Source organism: Streptomyces sp. NPDC052064, assembly GCF_055585925.1.
The window spans coordinates 431941-450345 of record NZ_JBVJJE010000008.1; the positions used below are offsets into that span (position 1 = coordinate 431941).

At 68.7% G+C, this 18405-nt stretch carries 19 protein-coding genes and 1 pseudogene; 5 read left to right on the top strand and 15 right to left on the bottom strand.

Annotated features, from left to right (window positions below; genetic code table 11):
- The first annotated feature begins 13 nt into the window (after window positions 1-13).
- Entirely contained in the window at window positions 14-763 is a 750-nt protein-coding gene (locus ACZ6TU_RS23895) for an ABC transporter permease (RefSeq protein WP_467681275.1), read from the top strand.
- A gap of 13 nt (window positions 764-776) precedes the next feature.
- On the opposite strand, the pseudogene ACZ6TU_RS23900 reads toward ACZ6TU_RS23895, so the two are convergent.
- Window positions 777-1535: pseudogene (locus tag ACZ6TU_RS23900) on the bottom strand (RNA-guided endonuclease TnpB family protein); the annotation flags it as partial.
- A 161-nt stretch (window positions 1536-1696) separates the two neighbouring features.
- On the opposite strand from ACZ6TU_RS23900, the gene ACZ6TU_RS23905 reads away from it, so the two are divergent.
- Window positions 1697-2269 carry a cob(I)yrinic acid a,c-diamide adenosyltransferase gene (locus tag ACZ6TU_RS23905; protein ID WP_354741921.1) on the top strand — a complete coding sequence of 191 codons (573 nt, stop codon included), beginning with the start codon at window positions 1697-1699 and terminating at the stop codon, window positions 2267-2269.
- Here ACZ6TU_RS23905 and ACZ6TU_RS23910 read toward each other — a convergent pair.
- A complete protein-coding gene (locus ACZ6TU_RS23910; protein WP_467681277.1) occupies window positions 2266-2454 on the bottom strand; it encodes a DUF5708 family protein in 189 nt (62 codons plus the stop codon). The two genes, ACZ6TU_RS23905 and ACZ6TU_RS23910, sit on opposite strands and share 4 nt — an antisense overlap.
- Window positions 2451-3029, bottom strand: coding sequence for a hypothetical protein (locus tag ACZ6TU_RS23915; protein ID WP_467681279.1), 579 nt, complete (start codon window positions 3027-3029; stop codon window positions 2451-2453). The genes ACZ6TU_RS23910 and ACZ6TU_RS23915 overlap by 4 nt, the downstream gene beginning before the upstream one ends.
- 152 nt (window positions 3030-3181) lie before the next feature.
- Here ACZ6TU_RS23915 and ACZ6TU_RS23920 point away from each other — a divergent pair, with 152 nt between their 5' ends.
- The 3 genes from ACZ6TU_RS23920 to ACZ6TU_RS23930 all read left to right on the top strand — a co-directional run bounded on the left by ACZ6TU_RS23920 (window position 3182) and on the right by ACZ6TU_RS23930 (window position 6971).
- The gene (locus tag ACZ6TU_RS23920) at window positions 3182-4375 is read left to right on the top strand and encodes a sensor histidine kinase (protein WP_469550857.1); all 1194 of its coding nucleotides are present in this window, start codon (window positions 3182-3184) and stop codon (window positions 4373-4375) included.
- Window positions 4372-5013, top strand: a complete 642-nt coding sequence (locus ACZ6TU_RS23925; RefSeq protein ID WP_467681283.1) for a response regulator — start codon at window positions 4372-4374, stop codon at window positions 5011-5013. The genes ACZ6TU_RS23920 and ACZ6TU_RS23925 overlap by 4 nt, the downstream gene beginning before the upstream one ends.
- Window positions 5014-5147: 134 nt before the next feature.
- Window positions 5148-6971 carry a glycosyl hydrolase family 18 protein gene (locus ACZ6TU_RS23930; protein WP_467681285.1) on the top strand — a complete coding sequence of 608 codons (1824 nt, stop codon included), beginning with the start codon at window positions 5148-5150 and terminating at the stop codon, window positions 6969-6971.
- A 35-nt stretch (window positions 6972-7006) separates the two neighbouring features.
- Here the strand turns inward: ACZ6TU_RS23930 and ACZ6TU_RS23935 are convergent, their stop codons facing one another.
- The 12 genes from ACZ6TU_RS23935 to ACZ6TU_RS23990 form a co-directional block, all read right to left on the bottom strand.
- Complete coding sequence (locus ACZ6TU_RS23935; protein WP_467681287.1) at window positions 7007-7453, bottom strand: DUF2550 domain-containing protein; 447 nt, start codon at window positions 7451-7453, stop codon at window positions 7007-7009.
- 130 nt (window positions 7454-7583) lie between these two features.
- The gene (locus ACZ6TU_RS23940; RefSeq protein ID WP_467681289.1) at window positions 7584-7961 is read right to left on the bottom strand and encodes a F0F1 ATP synthase subunit epsilon; all 378 of its coding nucleotides are present in this window, start codon (window positions 7959-7961) and stop codon (window positions 7584-7586) included.
- 117 nt (window positions 7962-8078) lie between these two features.
- Window positions 8079-9515, bottom strand: a complete 1437-nt coding sequence (gene atpD, locus ACZ6TU_RS23945; protein WP_467681291.1) for a F0F1 ATP synthase subunit beta — start codon at window positions 9513-9515, stop codon at window positions 8079-8081.
- The gene (locus ACZ6TU_RS23950; RefSeq protein WP_467681293.1) at window positions 9516-10433 is read right to left on the bottom strand and encodes a F0F1 ATP synthase subunit gamma; all 918 of its coding nucleotides are present in this window, start codon (window positions 10431-10433) and stop codon (window positions 9516-9518) included.
- A gap of 20 nt (window positions 10434-10453) precedes the next feature.
- Window positions 10454-12043, bottom strand: a complete 1590-nt coding sequence (gene atpA / locus ACZ6TU_RS23955) for a F0F1 ATP synthase subunit alpha (RefSeq protein WP_467681295.1) — start codon at window positions 12041-12043, stop codon at window positions 10454-10456.
- A 126-nt stretch (window positions 12044-12169) separates the two neighbouring features.
- A complete protein-coding gene (locus ACZ6TU_RS23960) occupies window positions 12170-12985 on the bottom strand; it encodes a F0F1 ATP synthase subunit delta (RefSeq protein ID WP_467681297.1) in 816 nt (271 codons plus the stop codon).
- Window positions 12982-13524, bottom strand: a complete 543-nt coding sequence (locus ACZ6TU_RS23965; RefSeq protein WP_467681299.1) for a F0F1 ATP synthase subunit B — start codon at window positions 13522-13524, stop codon at window positions 12982-12984. Before ACZ6TU_RS23965 ends, ACZ6TU_RS23960 begins: the two co-directional genes overlap by 4 nt.
- A gap of 38 nt (window positions 13525-13562) precedes the next feature.
- Complete coding sequence (gene atpE / locus ACZ6TU_RS23970) at window positions 13563-13799, bottom strand: ATP synthase F0 subunit C (RefSeq protein ID WP_467681301.1); 237 nt, start codon at window positions 13797-13799, stop codon at window positions 13563-13565.
- Window positions 13800-13875: 76 nt separating this feature from the next.
- Complete coding sequence (gene atpB, locus ACZ6TU_RS23975; protein WP_467681303.1) at window positions 13876-14691, bottom strand: F0F1 ATP synthase subunit A; 816 nt, start codon at window positions 14689-14691, stop codon at window positions 13876-13878.
- Window positions 14692-14916: 225 nt separating this feature from the next.
- Window positions 14917-15354, bottom strand: coding sequence for a hypothetical protein (locus ACZ6TU_RS23980; RefSeq protein WP_467681305.1), 438 nt, complete (start codon window positions 15352-15354; stop codon window positions 14917-14919).
- A gap of 297 nt (window positions 15355-15651) precedes the next feature.
- Window positions 15652-16995 (bottom strand): MraY family glycosyltransferase, encoded by a 1344-nt coding sequence (locus ACZ6TU_RS23985; protein ID WP_467681307.1) that lies wholly within the window; start codon window positions 16993-16995, stop codon window positions 15652-15654.
- 129 nt (window positions 16996-17124) lie between these two features.
- The gene (locus ACZ6TU_RS23990) at window positions 17125-18363 is read right to left on the bottom strand and encodes a serine hydroxymethyltransferase (protein WP_469550867.1); all 1239 of its coding nucleotides are present in this window, start codon (window positions 18361-18363) and stop codon (window positions 17125-17127) included.
- Between the last annotated feature and the right edge of the window lie 42 nt (window positions 18364-18405).

The following is an 18405-nucleotide window of genomic DNA, read 5'->3' on the forward strand; positions in this document are numbered from 1 at the left end:
CAGAGGATTCCCGATGCTGTTGCACGACACCGCGCTCGTCTACGGGCGTTATCTCCGTCAGTCCCTGCGCTCCCGCTTCGCGCTGCTCTTCGGCGTGCTGATGCCGCTGCTGTACCTGCTCTTCTTCGGCCCCCTGCTGACGGATCTGCCGCTCGGCGAGCGGGGCAGCTCCTGGCAGGTGCTCGTCCCGGGCCTGCTGCTGCAACTCGGCCTCTTCGGGGCGTCGTTCGCGGGCTTCGCGATCATCCTCGAGAAAGGCCAGGGGGTGGTCGAGCGCATGCGCGTCACCCCCGTCAGCCGACTGGCCCTGCTGCTCGGCCGGGTGCTGCGGGAGGCCACGGTGTTCGTCTTCCAGGCCGTGCTGCTGGTGCTGGCGGCGGTGGCGATGGGCCTGCGGGCCCCGCTGCCCGGCGTCCTGATCGGGTTCGCCTTCGTCGCCCTGCTCTCGCTCTCGCTGGCGTCACTGTCGTACGCGCTGGCCATGAAGCTGAGCACTCCGCAGAGCTTCGGCCCGGCGATCAACGCGCTGACCATGCCGTCGATGCTGCTGTCCGGGCTGATGCTCCCGATGACCCTCGGCCCGGCCTGGCTGGACGTGCTGTCGCACCTCATGCCGTTCCGCTATCTGGTCGACGCCGTCCGGGACGCCTACGTCGGCTCCTACGCCACGGCACACATGCTGTACGGCGTCCTGGTGGCCGTCGGCCTCACGGCCCTGTCCGTGACAGTGGGCACACGCGTGTTCCGAACGGCCGGAGCTTGACGTACTCCCTGGCCTAAAGGCCATGGATTCCGGCCTGGGTCGGCTGACCCTTCCGGGGGCTTCCTGCTTCACCGCGCTGTGCGGGCACATGCGCCCGTCTTACCGGCGCTCCACAGGCGTTCAGCGTCTCCGCCCGTCCGGCGGCGACGATACGGCGTCCTTCGAAGAGGACGTTGCGAGCTGCGTTGTGGTCGCGGTCGTGCACGGTGCCGCACTCACTACACGTCCATTGCCGGACGTGCAGCGGTTTGGGACCGTCCCTGAATCCGCAGGCAGAACAGACCTGAGAGGATGGAAAGGCCCGGTCCACCTTGGCGAAGGTACGACCGTGCAGAGCCGCCTTGTACTCCAGCATGCCGACGAACGAGGACCAGCCCGCGTCGTGCACCGACTTGGCGAGCCGAGTGCGCCCGAGGCCGGACACCGCGAGGTCTTCCACGAACACCGCTTGGTTGTCGCGAATGATGTGCGTGGAAGCCTTGTGGTGGAAGTCCCGGCGCCTGTCCGCCACCTTGGCGTGCTGGCGTGCGACCTTGAGGCGGGCCTTGGCCCGGTTCTTCGAACCCTTGACCTTGCGAGACAGCTCCCGCTGAAGGCGCTTGAGTTTCTTCTCCGCCCGGCGCAGGAAACGCGGGCTGTCGATCTTCGTCCCGTCGGACAGAACAGCGAAAGCGGACAGGCCGAGGTCGACACCGGACTCTGCCTCCACCTCGGGGAGGGTGTCCGGCTCGGTGTCCACGACGAAGCTGAGGAAGTACCGGCCGCAGCTGTCCGCATCCGGCGGCGGAGCACCGCCGGCAATCGTCCGCCAGTACATCGAGCAGCAAATACGTCCGCTCCAAGGTGCACGTCAGAGCAGTCGTGAGATGCGTTGCATCCCCGGCGTGAACGCAGGGGCTTTCACGCAAGATCGCCGGTAACTACGCTGGACACATGGTCAATCTGACGCGCATCTACACCAGGACCGGCGACCAGGGCACGACCGCCCTCGGTGACATGAGCCGGGTAGCCAAGACCGACCTGCGGATCGCCGCGTACGCCGACGCCAACGAGGCGAACGCGGTGATCGGCACGGCGATCGCGCTGGGCGGCCTGGACGAGGAGGTCGTCAAGGTCCTCACCCGCGTGCAGAACGACCTGTTCGACGTGGGCGCGGACCTGTCGACGCCGGTGGTGGAGAACCCGGAGTTCCCGCCCCTGCGGGTCGAGCAGTCCTACGTCGACAAGCTGGAGGCGGACTGCGACCGCTTCCTGGAGGGCCTGGAGAAGCTCCGCTCCTTCATCCTCCCCGGCGGCACTCCGGGCGCGGCCCTGCTCCACCAGGCCTGCACGGTGGTCCGCCGGGCGGAGCGCTCGACCTGGGCGGCCCTGGAGGCCCACGGAGAGGTCATGAACCCGCTGACGGCCACCTACCTCAACCGGCTCTCCGACCTCCTGTTCATCCTCGCGAGGACGGCGAACAAGGAGGTCGGGGATGTGCTGTGGGTACCGGGCGGGGAGCGCTAGCTCTTACCGCGGGCCTGCTGCCACAGCCCGGCGCCGGCCAGCACGCCGCCGACGCACATCATCACGACGCCGACCTTCGTGAGGGTGACGACGGGGACCTCCACGTCGCCTGCGAACAGCCACAACCCGAGGCCGATCACGAAGGTGACGATCCCTTCCACCAGGTTTCCGCGGGCCTTGCTCATCGGTGCACCCTCTCCTTCTCCAGCGGTGCCTCGGACTCCCCCGCGGGAGCCTTCCGCGGCCAGATCCAGTAGCTCAGGGCGATCAGGCCGTGGATGCCCGCCGTGCGCCAAGCCACATAGCGCCAGCTCTCCAGAGACGTGACACGGCTCGGGTCGTCGACGTACCAGATGGCGAGCTGGAGCAGCACGGTCGCGACGACGGCGCCCGTCAGCGTGCCCAGCCAGATCCTGCCCTCGTGGCGCGCGCGGGCCATGCCGTAGCGCGGGGGCTTCTGCGGGGGCGGGGCGCCGCCGAGCCGGTGGGCCGCGTGGCCGTCGAGCCACTTCACGGTGCGATGGCCGTGCCCGACGGTGTAGCCGATGTACAGCGCGGCCAGCCCGTGCGTCCAGTTCGGCTCGGCACCGTTCTTCAGGTCCAGCGCGGTGGCGACCAGCAGGACGACCTCCAGCAGCGGCTCGCACAGCAGCAGCACCAGGCCGGTGCGCGGCATCTTCAGCAGGTAGCGGGCGCCCAGTCCGGCGGCCAGCAGCACCCAGAAGCCGATCTCGCAGGCGGCGATCAATGCGACGATCACGGTTCGCTCCTCTCGGTCACCTCTTCAGGCTCCCGTGCGGGGCGGCGGTAATCGTCGTCGCGACTGACGAATCCGCGGTACATCGAAAGATGCAGCCAGGGACCCTTCGCGGGGATCAGGCGCGCGGCGTGACGGCCGTGTTGGATGGTGTCATGGCCGTACGACTCCCCCGCCCCCGCCGTTTCGACATCCACATCGCGCTGTGCGGCCTGCTCGGCGGGCTGCTGCTGTGGGGCGTCGGCCTGGCCACCCGTCCGCACACCGAGGTGTACGTGCTCCTGCCGGGGCGCTGGCCGGTCCTGTTACCGCTCTTCGTCATGGCCGGCTGCGAGTTGCTGCGCCGGGCCGCCCCGCGCACGGCTCTGGTGATCGGGACGGCCGCGATCATCATGGACGTCGTCACACAGGGCAACCTGGTCTCGATCCTGATGTACACCGACCTCATGTACGCGGCTGTCCTGTACGGCCCGCCCGCATCGGCCCACCGCATCCCACGGATCACCGGACTGCTCTCGGTGGCCGGGGCGGTGGTGCCGTTCGCGGTCTGGCGCGAGCCCGAGGCGCTGCTGATCGGCGTGGTCACCGGACTCGTGTCCTTCGGTCCCGCCGCCACCGGCCTGATCGTCCGCAACCACCGCGACGCCGCCGAGTCCGCCCGGCTGCGTGCCGAGCAGACCGCGCTGCTCGCCGAGATGGACCGCTCCCAGGCGGTCACGGCCGAACGCGCCCGGATGGCCCGCGAACTGCACGACATGGTCGCCAACCACCTGTCCGCGATCGCCATCCACTCCACGGCCGCCCTCTCCCTCGACGACCCGAAGACCTCTCAGGACGCCCTGGTCGTCATCCGCGAGAACAGCGTGGAGGGGCTCTCGGAGATGCGGCGGCTCATCGGGATCCTCCGGGACTCCAGCGGTGACACCGAGCCGGTCGCCGCTCCCACGCTCGACGGGCTCGGTGCCCTGGTCGAGAACGCGCGCACCAACGGCCTCGACGTCGTCCTCGACGCCGCCCACGGAACGGTCCCGGCCCCCGTCGAACTCGCCGCCTACCGCATCGTGCAGGAGTCCCTCACCAACGCCCTCAAGCACGCCGGCCCCGGCGGGGTCGCCGTGACCCTGGCCCAGGCGGACGGCACCCTGACCGTCTCGGTGACCAGCCCGTACGGCGACCGGGACCAGCCGAGCGCCCCCGGCTCCGGCGCCGGGCTCATCGGTATGCGCGAACGCACCGCCCTGCTGGGCGGCACCTTCGAAGCCGGCCCCGAGGACTCGCCCGACGGCAAGGTCTGGGCCGTACGCGCCGCACTCCCCGTCAACGACACCGTCGAAGGAGACACCGCATGATCCGCGTCCTGGTCGCCGAGGACCAGTCCGCCGTCCGCGCAGGACTGGTCCTCATCCTGCGCAGCGCGCCCGACATCGAGGTGGTCGGCGAGGCGGCGGACGGCGAGCGGGCGGTGGCGCTGGCCCGTGAGCTGCGGCCGGACCTGGTGCTGATGGACGTGCAGATGCCGCGTCTGGACGGGGTGTCGGCGACCCGGCAGGTCGTGGCGGAACGGCTCGCCGACGTGCTGGTGCTGACCACCTTCGATCTCGACGAGTACGTCTTCGGGGCGCTGCGGGCGGGCGCCTCCGGCTTCCTCCTCAAGAACACCGAGGCGAAGGACCTGCTGGAGGCCGTACGGACGGTCGCACGCGGGGAGGGCCTGATCGCCCCGGCGGTCACGCGGCGGCTGATCGCGGAGTTCGCGGCGAAGCCGGCGCGGGAGCCCGCGGCCGACCCTGCCGTCCTCGACCAGTTGACCCGGCGCGAGCGCGAGGTGCTGTCCTGCCTCGGCGAGGGCCTGTCCAACGCGGGCATCGCCGAGCGGCTCGGCATGGCCGAGGCGACCGTGAAGACCCATGTCAGCCGCCTGCTGGGGAAGCTGGAGCTGCGCAGCCGGGTGCAAGCGGCGGTTCTGGCGCAGGAGTTGGGGATCTGACCCGGCCGCAGATCCCTACAGTTCGCGGTGGTCCAGACCCATTGACCGGTGGTCCAGACCTTTCTATTCTCACCGCACCATGAGTAGGCGTGAGGCTCAGTCACGCCCCCACAACTCCATCGAGGAGGCGCAGCATGCGCTTCAGACACAGAGCCGCGGCAGGGTTCGCGACCCTGTTGCTCCCCCTGGCCGGCCTCGTCGGCCTGGCGAGCCCGGCCCAGGCCGCCACGTCCGCCACCGCCACCTACGCCAAGACCCAGGACTGGGGCTCCGGCTTCGAGGGCAAGTGGACGGTGAAGAACACCGGCACCACGCCCCTCAGCTCCTGGACCGTCGAGTGGGACTTCCCCTCCGGCATGTCCGTCGTCTCCGCCTGGGACGCCGACGTCACCTCCTCCGGCACCCACTGGACCGCGAAGAACAAGTCCTGGAACGGCACCCTCGCTCCCGGCGCCTCCGTCTCCTTCGGCTTCAACGGCACCGGCTCCGGCGCCCCCGCGAACTGCGAGCTCAACGGTGGCAGCTGCGACGGCGGCACCACCGAGCCCGGCGACAGCGCGCCGAGCGCCCCCGGCACCCCCACCGCGTCCGGCATCACCGACACCTCGGTGAAACTGACCTGGTCAGCCGCCACCGACGACAAGGGCGTCAAGAACTACGACGTCCTGCGTGACGGCACCAAGGTCACCACCGTGACGACCACGTCGTACACCGACACCGGCCTGACGAAGGGCACCGACTACTCCTACTCGGTCCAGGCCCGCGACACCGCCGACCAGACCGGCCCGGTCAGCGGCGCGGTACGGGTTCGCACCACGGGTGGCACCACCGAGCCGCCCACCGGCGACAAGGTCAAGCTCGGCTACTTCACCGAGTGGGGCGTATACGGCCGCAACTACCACGTCAAGAACCTGGTGACGTCCGGCTCGGCGTCGAAGATCACCCACATCAACTACGCGTTCGGCAACGTCAAGAACGGTCAGTGCACCGTCGACGACACCTACGCCGCCTACGACAAGGCCTACACCGCCGACCAGTCCGTCAGCGGCACCGCCGACACCTGGGACCAGCCCCTGCGCGGCAACTTCAACCAGCTGCGCCAGCTGAAGGCCAAGTATCCGCACATCAAGGTGCTGTACTCCTTCGGCGGCTGGACCTACTCCGGCGGCTTCGGCCAGGCGGCGCAGAACGCGGCCGCGTTCGCCAAGTCCTGCAAGGCCGTCGTCGAGGACCCGCGCTGGGCCGACGTCTTCGACGGCATCGACATCGACTGGGAGTACCCCAACGCCTGCGGCCTGACCTGCGACACCTCCGGCCCGGCGGCCTTCAAGAACCTCTCCCGGGCGCTGCGGGCCGAGTTCGGCCCGAACTACCTGGTCACCGCGGCCATCACCGCCGACGGCTCCTCCGGCGGCAAGATCGACGCGGCCGACTACGGCGGCGCCGCGCAGTACCTCGACTGGTACAACGTGATGACGTACGACTACTTCGGCGCCTTCGACAAGGACGGCCCGACCGCCCCGCACTCGCCGCTCACCTCGTACCCCGGCATCCCGCAGGCGGGCTTCAACTCGGCCGACGCCATCGCGAAGCTCAAGGCGAAGGGCGTCCCGTCCGCCAAGCTCCTGCTCGGCATCGGCTTCTACGGCCGCGGCTGGACCGGTGTCACCCAGTCCGCCCCGGGCGGATCGGCGACCGGCGCGGCTCCCGGTACGTACGAGGCGGGCATCGAGGACTACAAGGTCCTGAAGAACTCCTGCCCGGCCACCGGCACCGTCGCGGGCACCGCGTACGCCCACTGCGGCAGCAACTGGTGGTCGTACGACACTCCCGCCACCATCGGCTCGAAGATGGCGTGGGCCAGGAACCAGGGTCTGGGCGGAGCGTTCTTCTGGGAGTTCAGCGGCGACACCGGCAACGGAGAGCTGGTGACCGCCATCGACAGCGGCCTGAAGTAGGCCGTATCAGAGAGAGGTTCGAAGGGCCATAAGGCTCAGGCGACATTGACGCGCTGACCGGGCGGGGCCGCCTCAAGCCACGCGAGGAAACCGGTCAGCGCGTCCTCGCTCATGGCCAGCTCCAGCCGGGTACCCCGGTGCAGACACGCGAGGATCACATGGTCGGACAGCAGCGCCAGCTCCTCCTCGCCCTCCGGGACCCGGCGGCCGGCCACCTCGATCGCGGAACGCTCCAGGATCCGGCGCGGGCGCGGCGAGTACGAGAAGACACGGAACCACTCGACGCGGTCGCCGTTGTACCGGGCCACTCCGTACGCCCAGCCCTTGCCGTTGGCGTCGCCCGGCTCCGGGGCGTCCCAGCGCAGGCTGGCGTCGAAGGTGCCGCCCGAGCGCTGGATGAGCCGGCGGCGCAGACCGAAGACGAACAGTCCCACCACCACGAGAGCCACGACAATTCCGCACACAGTCAGAGCGAGGACCATCGACACCGACCTCCTCGTCTCCTAGGTAACGGAACGTAAAAAACACCCACATCCACCTCAGCCGCGGCTGGGTCCGGATCTCTCCGGTACCCAGCCGCGGCTGAGTGACGTCATCACATGGCGGGCGAAGTCAGCGCGCCGCCGTGGCCGCACGCAGACGGACGTCCGCTCGGCGCTGGGCCTCCGCGTCGTCCTCCGCCTTCGCACGCTCCAGCTCCTGCTCCGCGCGCTTGACATCGATCTCGTCCGACAGCTCCGCGACTTCGGCCAGCAGCGAGAGCTTGTCGTCCGCGAACGAGATGAAACCGCCGTGGACCGCGGCGACGATCGTCCCGCCATCACTCGTACGGATGGTCACCGGGCCCGACTCCAGCACACCGAGCAGCGGCTGGTGACCGGGCATGACGCCGATGTCGCCGGACGTGGTACGCGCGACGACCAGGGTGGCCTGGCCGGACCAGACCTCACGGTCGGCCGCGACCAGCGCGACGTGCAGCTCAGCAGCCAAGGGTGGCTCCTCGGGTCACCACCCGGCGGGAGTGCCGGGTGTTGGTTACAAGTCTAGTAGGCGTGAATGAGGGGGCGGGACGAACCCCGCCCCCTCATGACTCGAGCGCTGCCCGGGTCAGGAGACGCCCAGCTCCTTCGCGTTGTTCTTCAGGTCCTCGAGACCACCGCACATGAAGAACGCCTGCTCCGGGAAGTGGTCGTACTCGCCGTCGCAGATCGCGTTGAACGCGGCGATCGACTCGTCCAGCGGCACGTCCGAACCGTCCACGCCGGTGAACTGCTTGGCGGCGTGGGTGTTCTGGGACAGGAAGCGCTCCACGCGACGGGCACGGTGGACGACGAGCTTGTCCTCCTCGCCGAGCTCGTCGATACCGAGGATCGCGATGATGTCCTGCAGGTCCTTGTACTTCTGCAGGATGTTCTTCACGCGCATCGCGGCGTTGTAGTGGTCCGCCGAGATGTACCGCGGGTCGAGGATCCGGGACGTGGAGTCCAGCGGGTCCACGGCCGGGTAGATGCCCTTCTCGGAGATCGGACGGGAGAGAACCGTCGTCGCGTCGAGGTGGGCGAAGGTGGTGGCCGGGGCCGGGTCGGTCAGGTCGTCCGCGGGGACGTAGATCGCCTGCATCGAGGTGATCGAGTGACCACGGGTCGAGGTGATGCGCTCCTGGAGGGTGCCCATCTCGTCGGCCAGGTTCGGCTGGTAGCCCACCGCGGAGGGCATACGGCCGAGCAGGGTCGACACCTCGGAACCGGCCTGGGTGAAGCGGAAGATGTTGTCGATGAAGAACAGCACGTCCTGCTTCTGGACGTCACGGAAGTACTCCGCCATCGTCAGGCCGGCCAGGGCCACGCGCAGACGGGTGCCCGGGGGCTCGTCCATCTGACCGAAGACCAGGGCGGTCTTGTCCAGAACGCCGGACTCTTCCATCTCCGCGATGAGGTCGTTGCCCTCACGGGTGCGCTCGCCGACGCCCGCGAAGACGGAGACGCCCTCGTGGAGGTTGGCGACACGCATGATCATTTCCTGGATCAGCACGGTCTTGCCGACACCGGCACCACCGAACAGACCGATCTTGCCGCCCTTGACGTACGGGGTGAGAAGGTCGACGACCTTCAGACCCGTCTCGAACATCTCGGTCTTGGACTCGAGCTGGTCGAACGCGGGGGCCTTGCGGTGGATGGGCCAGCGCTCGCCCTCGTAGGTCTCGTCCGTGTTCAGCACCTCACCGAGGGTGTTGAACACCTTGCCCTTGGTGAAGTCGCCGACCGGAACGGAGATGCCCGCGCCGGTGTCGGTCACCGTGGCCTGGCGGACCAGGCCGTCGGTGGGCTGCATGGAGATCGCGCGGACCAGGCCGTCACCCAGGTGCTGGGCGACCTCCAGGGTCAGCGTCTTCTTCACGCCCGCCTGCGCCGGGTCGGCGACCTCGACGTGAAGGGCGTTGTAGATCTCGGGCATCGCGTCGACGGGGAACTCCACGTCGACGACCGGGCCGATGACCCGGGCGACGCGGCCCGTAGCCGTCGCGGTCTCAACAGTGGTGGTCATTTATCGGTCACTCCCCGCGGTCGCGTCGGCCAGGGCACTGGCGCCACCGACGATCTCGCTGATTTCCTGGGTGATTTCGGCCTGGCGGGCCTGGTTGGCAAGCCGGGTGAGCGTCTCGATGAGCTCTCCGGCGTTGTCGGTGGCCGACTTCATCGCGCGCCGCGTGGCGGCGTGCTTGGAGGCGGCCGACTGGAGCAGCGCGTTGTAGATCCGGCTCTCCACATAGCGCGGCAGCAGGGCGTCCAGGACGTCCTCCGCCGAGGGCTCGAAGTCGAACAGCGGGAGGATCTCGCCCTTGGGCTTGGCCTCCTTGGCGACCTCGTCGAGGCTGAGCGGCAGCAGCCGGGCCTCGATCGCCGTCTGCGTCATCATCGACACGAACTCGGTGTAGACGATGTGGAGCTCGTCCACGCCGCCCTCCGCCGTCTCCGTCTCGATGGCCTCGATCAGCGGGGCCGCGACCTTCTTGGCATCCGCGTACGACGGGTCGTCGGTGAAGCCCGTGAACGACTCCGCGATCTTGCGCTCGCGGAAGTTGTAGTGGGCGACACCACGGCGGCCGACGATGTAGCTGACGACCTCCTTGCCCTCGGCCTCCAGTTGCGCCGTGAGCTTCTCGGCGGCCTTGATGGCGTTGGAGTTGAAGGCGCCGGCCAGACCGCGGTCGCTCGTGAGGAGCAGGACCGCGGCACGGGTCGGGTTCTCCGCCTCCGTCGTCAGCGGGTGCTTGGTGTTCGATCCGGTGGCGACCGCCGCGACCGCCCGGGTGAGCTCGGTCGCGTACGGCGTGGACGCCGCCACCTTGCGCTGCGCCTTGACGACGCGCGAGGCGGCGATCATCTCCATCGCCTTCGTGATCTTCTTGGTCGCGGAGACGGATCGGATGCGACGCTTGTAGACCCGGAGCTGGGCTCCCATGAGTCAGGTCCCTTCCGTCGTCACTTACCGGCAGCCGGGGTGTCCTCGCCGAGCAGCTTGCCGTCGGAGGTCTCGAACTGCTTCTTGAACTCCGCGATGGCGTCGGCCATGGCCTGGAGAGTGTCGTCCGACATCTTCCCGCCCTCGCGGATGGAGGTCAGCAGACCCTGCTCCTTGCGGTGCAGGTACTCCAGCAGCTCCTTCTCGAAGCGGCGGATGTCGGCGACCGGAACCTCGTCCATCTTGCCGGTGGTGCCGGCCCAGATGGAGACGACCTGGTCCTCGGTGGCCATCGGCTGGTACTGCGGCTGCTTCAGCAGCTCGACCATGCGCTGACCACGCTCCAGCTGCGCCTTGGACGCGGCGTCCAGGTCGGAACCGAAGGCGGCGAACGCCTCCAGCTCACGGAACTGGGCGAGGTCCACACGGAGGCGGCCGGACACCTGGCGGATCGCCTTGTGCTGGGCGGAACCACCGACGCGGGAGACGGAGATACCGACGTTCAGCGCGGGGCGCTGACCGGCGTTGAACAGGTCCGACTCCAGGAAGCACTGGCCGTCGGTGATGGAGATGACGTTGGTCGGGATGAACGCCGAGACGTCGTTGGCCTTGGTCTCGACGATCGGCAGACCGGTCATCGAGCCGGCACCCATCTCGTCGGAGAGCTTGGCGCAGCGCTCCAGCAGACGGGAGTGCAGGTAGAAGACGTCACCCGGGTAGGCCTCACGGCCCGGCGGGCGGCGCAGCAGCAGCGACACGGCGCGGTAGGCGTCGGCCTGCTTCGACAGGTCGTCGAAGATGATCAGGACGTGCTTGCCCTGGTACATCCAGTGCTGACCGATGGCCGAACCGGTGTACGGCGCCAGGTACTTGAAGCCGGCCGGGTCGGACGCCGGGGCGGCGACGATGGTCGTGTACTCCAGCGCGCCGGCCTCCTCCAGAGCGCCGCGCACGCCGGCGATGGTGGAGCCCTTCTGGCCGATGGCGACGTAGATGCAGCGGACCTGCTTGTCCGGGTCGCCGGTGCGCCAGTTGTCGCGCTGGTTGATGATCGTGTCGACGGCCAGGGCGGTCTTGCCGGTCTGGCGGTCACCGATGATCAGCTGACGCTGGCCACGGCCGATCGGGGTCATGGTGTCGACGGCCTTGTAGCCCGTCTCCATCGGCTCGTGCACCGACTTACGGACCATGACGCCCGGAGCCTGCAGCTCCAGGGCGCGACGGCTGTCGGTCTCGATCTCGCCGAGGCCGTCGATCGGGTTGCCGAGGGGGTCCACCACGCGGCCGAGGTAGCCCTCGCCGACCGCGACGGACAGGACCTCGCCGGTACGGGAGACCGGCTGACCCTCCTCGATACCGCTGAACTCGCCGAGGACGACACAGCCGATCTCGCGCTCCTCGAGGTTGAGGGCGAGACCGAGGCTGCCGTCCTCGAACTTCAGCAGCTCGTTGGCCATGACCGAGGGCAGACCCTCGACCTTCGCGATACCGTCGCCGGCGAAGGTGACCGTACCGACCTCCTCGCGCGAGGCCGCGTCCGGCTTGTACGCCTGGACGAAGTTCTCCAGCGCGTCCCGGATCTCCTCCGGCCGGATCGTGAGCTCCGCCATCTGGGTTCCCTGCTCTCCTTGTTGGGCCCGAAGTTTCACTTTGGGGGTCTGGGGGCGACCCCCAGGATTCTTCTGCACGGCCCAACCAGGGCCGTCGTAAGTACGTTGTGCCTATTGAGTTGCTGCTCAGCCGGCGAGCCGGCGGCTGGCGTCCTCGATGCGGTCCACCAGAGCGCCGTTGATGACCTCGTCGCCGACCTGCACCCGGATCCCGCCGAGGACCTCGGGGTCCACGTCCAGGTTGAGGTGCATCTTGCGGCCGTAGAGCTTCGCGAGGGCGGCGCCCAGGCGCTGCTTCTGCACGTCGCTCAGCGGTACCGCCGAGGTGACGACGGCGACCATGCGGTCCCGGCGCTCGGCGGCGAGCTTGGACAGGGACTCCAGTCCCGCCTCCAGGCTACGTCCCCGCGGCGCGGTCACAAGGCGCGTCACCAGACGCTCGGTGGCCGCCTGTGCCCGGCCGCCGAGCAGGCCGCGAAGCAGCTCGCTCTTGGCCGAGGTGGTGGCCTTGCGGTCGGTCAGCGCGGCGCGCAGCTCGGTGCTGCCGGAGACGATCCGCCCGAACCGGAACAGCTCGTCCTCGACGTCGTCGAGCTTGCCCACCTTCTGCGCGGCGGTGAGGTCGGCGGTGTTGGCCAGCGTCTCCAGCGCGTCCACGAGGTCGCGCGACTGCGACCAGCGGGAGCGCACCATTCCGGCGACCAGGTCGGCGGCCGGACCGCTGACCTGGGTGCCGAGCAGACGCTGGGCCAGTTCGGCCTTGGCCTCGCCGGCCTGCGCCGGGTCGGTGAGAACCCGACGCAGCGACACCTCGCGGTCGAGCAGCGCGGTGACGGCGGCCAGCTCGTCGGCGAGCGAGCCGGCGTCCACGGACGTGGAGTCCGTCAGCGCGTCGAGACGCTCTCGTGCGGCTGCCAGGGCCTCGCGGCTCGCTCCGTTCATCGGCCGGCCTCGGCCTTCTCCTCGAGGTCGTCGAGGAACCGGTCGATCACGCGGCTCTGGCGGGCGTGGTCCTCGAGGGACTCACCGACGAGCTTGCCGGCCAGGTCGGTGGCGAGCTTGCCGACGTCCTGGCGCAGCGCGGACGACGCGGCCTTGCGGTCGGCCTCGATCTGGGCGTGACCGGCGGCGACGATCTCCTCGCGCTGCCGCTGGCCCTCGGCCCGCATCTCGGCGATGAGCGCGGCACCCTGCTCCTGCGCCTCCTGGCGCAGACGCGCGGCCTCGTGCCGGGCCTCGGCGAGCTGTGCCTTGTACTGCTCAAGGACGCTCTGAGCCTCGATCTGGGTGGCCTCGGCCTTCTCGATACCGCCCTCGATGGCCTCGCGGCGCTCTTCCAGAACCTTGTTGATGTTCGGGATGAGCTTCTTGGCGAGGAAGCCGAAGACGATGACGAAGGCGATCAGGCCGATGACGAGCTCAGGGATCACTGGGATCAGAGGATTTTGTTCCTCTGCCGCAAGCTGTGCCAGGGCGTACACATCAATGCCTTCCGTCTCAGGGGTGTTACGAACGCGATTCAGCTACGGAAGAGGAAGCCCATGACGATACCGATCAGCGCCAGAGCCTCGCAGAAGGCGAAGCCCATGATCTGGTTGGCGCGGATCAGACCGGCGGCCTCGGGCTGGCGGGCCAGGGCCTGGGTGCCGTTACCGAAGATGATGCCGACGCCGATACCGGGGCCGATCGCAGCGAGGCCGTAGCCGATCGAACCGAGGTTGCCGGTAACAGCCGCGAGGGTCTCAGTGGCAGCCATGCTGATTCTTCCTTCTCTTTGCACATACCGGTGGGGGTTGGCCACCGGACAGTTGGTTAGGGCAGGGGCGAGTGGCTCAGTGGTGCTCGGCGAGAGCGCCCTGGATGTAGCTGCAGGCGAGGAGCACGAACACGTACGCCTGGACAGCCTGGATGAACAGCTCGAACGCGGTGAGCAGAATGGTCATCACGAACGAGGCGCCGGCGTAGACGATGCCGATACCGTTCAGCAGGTACCAGGTGCCGATGGTGAAGGTCAGCAACAGCAGGTGACCGGCGAACATGTTGGCGAAGAGCCGCACCGCGTGAGTGAACGGCCGGATGAGCACGTTCGAGAAGAAGTCGATGATGACGATCACGGGCAGAACGGCACCCAGCGACTTGTCGTACCCGGAGATGTTCTTCAGTCCACCGACGAAGCCGTGCTTCTTGAACGTCAGGTACATCCAGAGGATGTAGACGATGGCGGCCAGGCCGGCGGGGAAGGCGATGAGCGACGTCACCGGGAACTGTGCCACCGGGACGATGGACCACAGGTTCATGATCCAGATGAAGAAGAAGAGCGAGACCATGAGCGGGACGTACTTCTCGCCGTCACGCTTGCCCAGCGTCTCGTAGACGATGCCGCGCCGCACGAAGTCGTACCCCGCCTCGCCGATCATCTGCAGCTTTCCCGGCACCAGCTTGGGCTTGGCGAAGGCGGCCCAGAAGAACATCACGATCGCGATCGTGCCGATCAGGGCGAGCAACATCGGCTTCGTGAACTCGAAACCGCCGACGGTGAAGAGAGGCTTGAAAGTAAAGGAATGCAGGCCGGGAGCCGGGAAACCACACCCTTCGAAGATGTGGCAGTCGGTCTCGAAGGCGAGCACCTGCGTCGGGTCAGCACTCACCGCGGGCTCCTTCAGCGTGGCGCATAGATACGGCAACCTCGTGGTGTCGGCGCGGCGCAGGGCCGCGGTTCGGCACGGGACTGGTGTTACGGATGTGGGGGCGACTGTGGGGCATCTCGCCTCGCGACAGAGCAGGCCTCATCTCAGATGCCCGCGCCCGCGATGCCGCAGTCGGCACCGGACGATAGCAGGAGATCTCATGCCTCTTTATCCCGGGCCTACCGCTCACGACGAGTGCCCCGATTTTTCGGGCTTCGCGCCCGTCGCCGAATCGGGTTCGACGTAAAGGATCTTGGCCTTCATGTGGGCACGCGTCTGCGCACCGATCCATGCCAGGGTGCCTGCGAGCAGCGTCAACCCGAAGGCTTTCGGGCTGAACAGGGTCGTGTCCCTGAACGCCGCCAGGAAGGCGACCAGCAACAGCATCTGAGCCATGTAGAGCATCAGGCCCATCGCCTGGAAAAGGTGCGGAAGCGATTTGGCAGTGCGCTGCAGGACGTAGAGACCGACTCCCATGAACAGGATCACCACGAGCGTCGCGACGACCGCCCCGATCGCTCCCTTGCCGCCGGCAACCACACCACTGATGACGGCGGCAACAGCACCGACGGCAGCCGTGGGCACGGCGGCCTGGGCCAGAATCCGGGCGTCATTGGACGGCATGGCGGCAACTCCGCTTTCGCAGGGGGCAGGGGTGTCGTCATGGACGAGCGTAGTCCCGGGCTGAGTGGAGACCTCACGCCAACGGACCGTCGCACTGCGGTCCTTCGGCTCTATCCGGGGGTTCTCGTGAACCGTATCACAAACTATTTGATGCAGTCTTTACCTGGAGGTGTGCGAGCTGTCACACATGAGAGTGAAGCTGCGCGTCTGTGCGAGAACAGCGCCGACTTGTCTGGTATTGGGGCACTTCGCTCCCCCATCGCAACCCCACGACTTGGCAATGCTCTAGTCAGATTCTTACCTTGTCCCGGCCTTACGCCGGTCCGCCGGACCCGAGCGGGCTCCGATGGCGGTCGCCCCGTTGACTCCTGAGACGCCGGACACGACCGGGGCGCGGTTCCCTTGCGCGAGTGAAGCCGGCTGCTCCGCGGCGGGCGCCGGCGTCGAGGCCTCGGGCGCCACGGCCGGGACCCCGCGGCGCCGGTAGCGCGGCGGCACGAACCGCTCCATCCAGCGCGGGGCGCGCGGCGTGAAGCGCGGCAGCAGGAGCAGGGCCAGGCCGAAGGCACTGAGGAACACGATGCCGAGCACGATCCACATGGACGCCGAGTTGACCGAGTAGGCGAGCGCCCCGAACGCGATCAGCGCCGACCAGAAGTACATGATCAGCACCGCCCGGCTGTGCGAGTGGCCGATCTCCAGCAGACGGTGGTGCAGGTGGCCGCGGTCGGCGGCGAACGGCGACTGGCCGCGCCAGGTGCGGCGCACGATCGCCAGGATCAGGTCGGCGGCCGGGACCGCGATGATCGTCAGCGGCAGCAGCAGCGGGATGTAGACGGGGACCGTCTGGTGCACGGCCTCCTTCTCCGACCCGACGTACAGGTTGAGCGCGTCCGGGTCGACCTGCCCCGTGACGGAGATCGCGCCGGCGGCCAGGACCAGGCCGATCAGCATCGAGCCCGAGTCGCCCATGAAGATCCGCGCCGGGTGCATGTTGTGCGGCAGGAAGCCCAGGCACATGCCCATCAGGATCGCCGAGAAGAGAGTGGCGGGGGCGGCGGCCTCGATGCCGTACGAGTACCAGATCCGGTAGGCGTACAGGAAGAACGCGGTGGCCGCGATGCAGACCATGCCGGCCGCGAGACCGTCCAGGCCGTCGACGAAGTTCACCGCGTTGATGGTGATGACGACCAGCGCGACCGTCAGCAGGGTGCTCTGCCACTGGGTCAGCGCGACCGAACCGACGCCCGGGATCGGCAGCCACAGGATCGTCAGACCCTGCACGACCATCACGCCCGCGGCGATCATCTGGCCGCCCAGCTTGATCAGGGCGTCGATCTCGAACTTGTCGTCCAGCACACCGATCAGCCAGATCACCGCCGCCCCGGACAGCAGCGCCCGGGGTTCGTTCGACGTCTCGAAGACCTGGCTGAGGTTGGTCAGGTGGTCGGCGACCAGCAGGCCCGCGCACAGGCCGAAGAACATCGCGATCCCGCCGAGTCGCGGAGTGGGTTCCCGGTGCACGTCACGTGCCCGGATCTCCGGCATCGCTCCGGCCACGATCGCGAACTTCCGTACCGGCCCTGTCAGCAGATACGTCACCGCGGCCGTGATGCAGAGCGTCAGCAGGTATTCACGCACAGGCTTCCCCACAGGTCTCGCTGGCCATCTCAGCCCCACACCCTAGCCATGCGCGCATATGTGTGGGGACTTCCGGGTAGCGACGATGGTTGCACGAGTAGCTGTGCACCCTGGTGCGCTTACCCCGACTCAGCGGGGATACGGCGGAAATCCACCGGCCAGCTCCCGCACATCTTCACGGGCCCTCGCGGGCTCGGTCACGCCCCTGAGCACCCCCGCGAGCAGCTTGGCGATCCGCGCCATCTCCGCCTCGCCCATGCCCTGCGTGGTGACGGCGGCCGTGCCCAGCCTGAGTCCCCGGGCGTCGCCGTGCGGCAGCGCGCAGCAGTCCATGACCAGGCCGGCCGCGGCGAGACGGCCCCGGGCCGTGCGGCCGTCGACGCCGAGCGGTGCCGGGTCGGCGGTGATCAGGTGGGTGTCCGTACCGCCCGTGGTGACGATCAGGCCCTCGGCCGCAAGCCGCGCCGCGAGAACCCTCGCATTGGCGACCACCTGATGGGCGTACACGGCGAACGCCGGTGTTGCCGCCTCCCCGAACGCGACCGCCTTGGCGGCGATGGTGTGCATCTGCGCGCCGCCCTGTGTGAAAGGGAACACGGCCCGGTCGACCCGCTCGGCCAGCTCCGCGCGGCACAGGATCATGCCGCCGCGCGGGCCCCGCAGCACCTTGTGAGTCGTCGCACAGACGATGTCCGCGTACGGCACCGGGTTCGGCGCCGCTCCCCCGGCGACGAGCCCGATGGGATGCGCGGCGTCCGCGACGAGGTACGCGCCCACCTCGTCGGCGACCTCGCGGAAGAAGGCGTAGTCGATGTGCCGGGGGTAGGCGATCGAGCCGCACACGATCGCCTTGGGCCGGCGCGTGCGCGCCAGGGTGCGCACCTGGTCGTGGTCGATCAGCCCGGACTCGGCCTCCACGCCGTATCCGACGAAGTCGAACCAGCGGCCGGAGAAGTTGGCCGGTGAGCCGTGCGTGAGATGGCCGCCGTACGGCAGGCCGAGGGCGAGGACGGTGTCGCCGGGCCGCAGCAGGGCGGCGTAGGCGGCCAGGACGGCCGAAGAACCGGAGTGGGACTGGACGTTGGCGTGCTCGGCGCCGAACAGCGCCCTGGCCCGGTCCACGGCGACGCGTTCGGCGACGTCGGCGATCTCGCAGCCGCCGTGGTGCCGCGCTCCGGGGTAGCCCTCGGCGTACTTGTTGGCGAGCGGCGAGCCGAGGGCGGCCAGGACGGCCGGTGAGCTGAAGTTCTCGGCGGCGATCAGCTGGAGCGTGGTCGCCTGCCGCTCCCGCTCGCCGAGCAGGATGTCGGCGAGTTCGGGGTCCTGGCGGCGCAGGAGGTCGGCCTCGATGGCAGGGGTGACCGTCATGGTGGGCTCCGGGCGGCGTCGACGGTGACGTACGTCCAATGT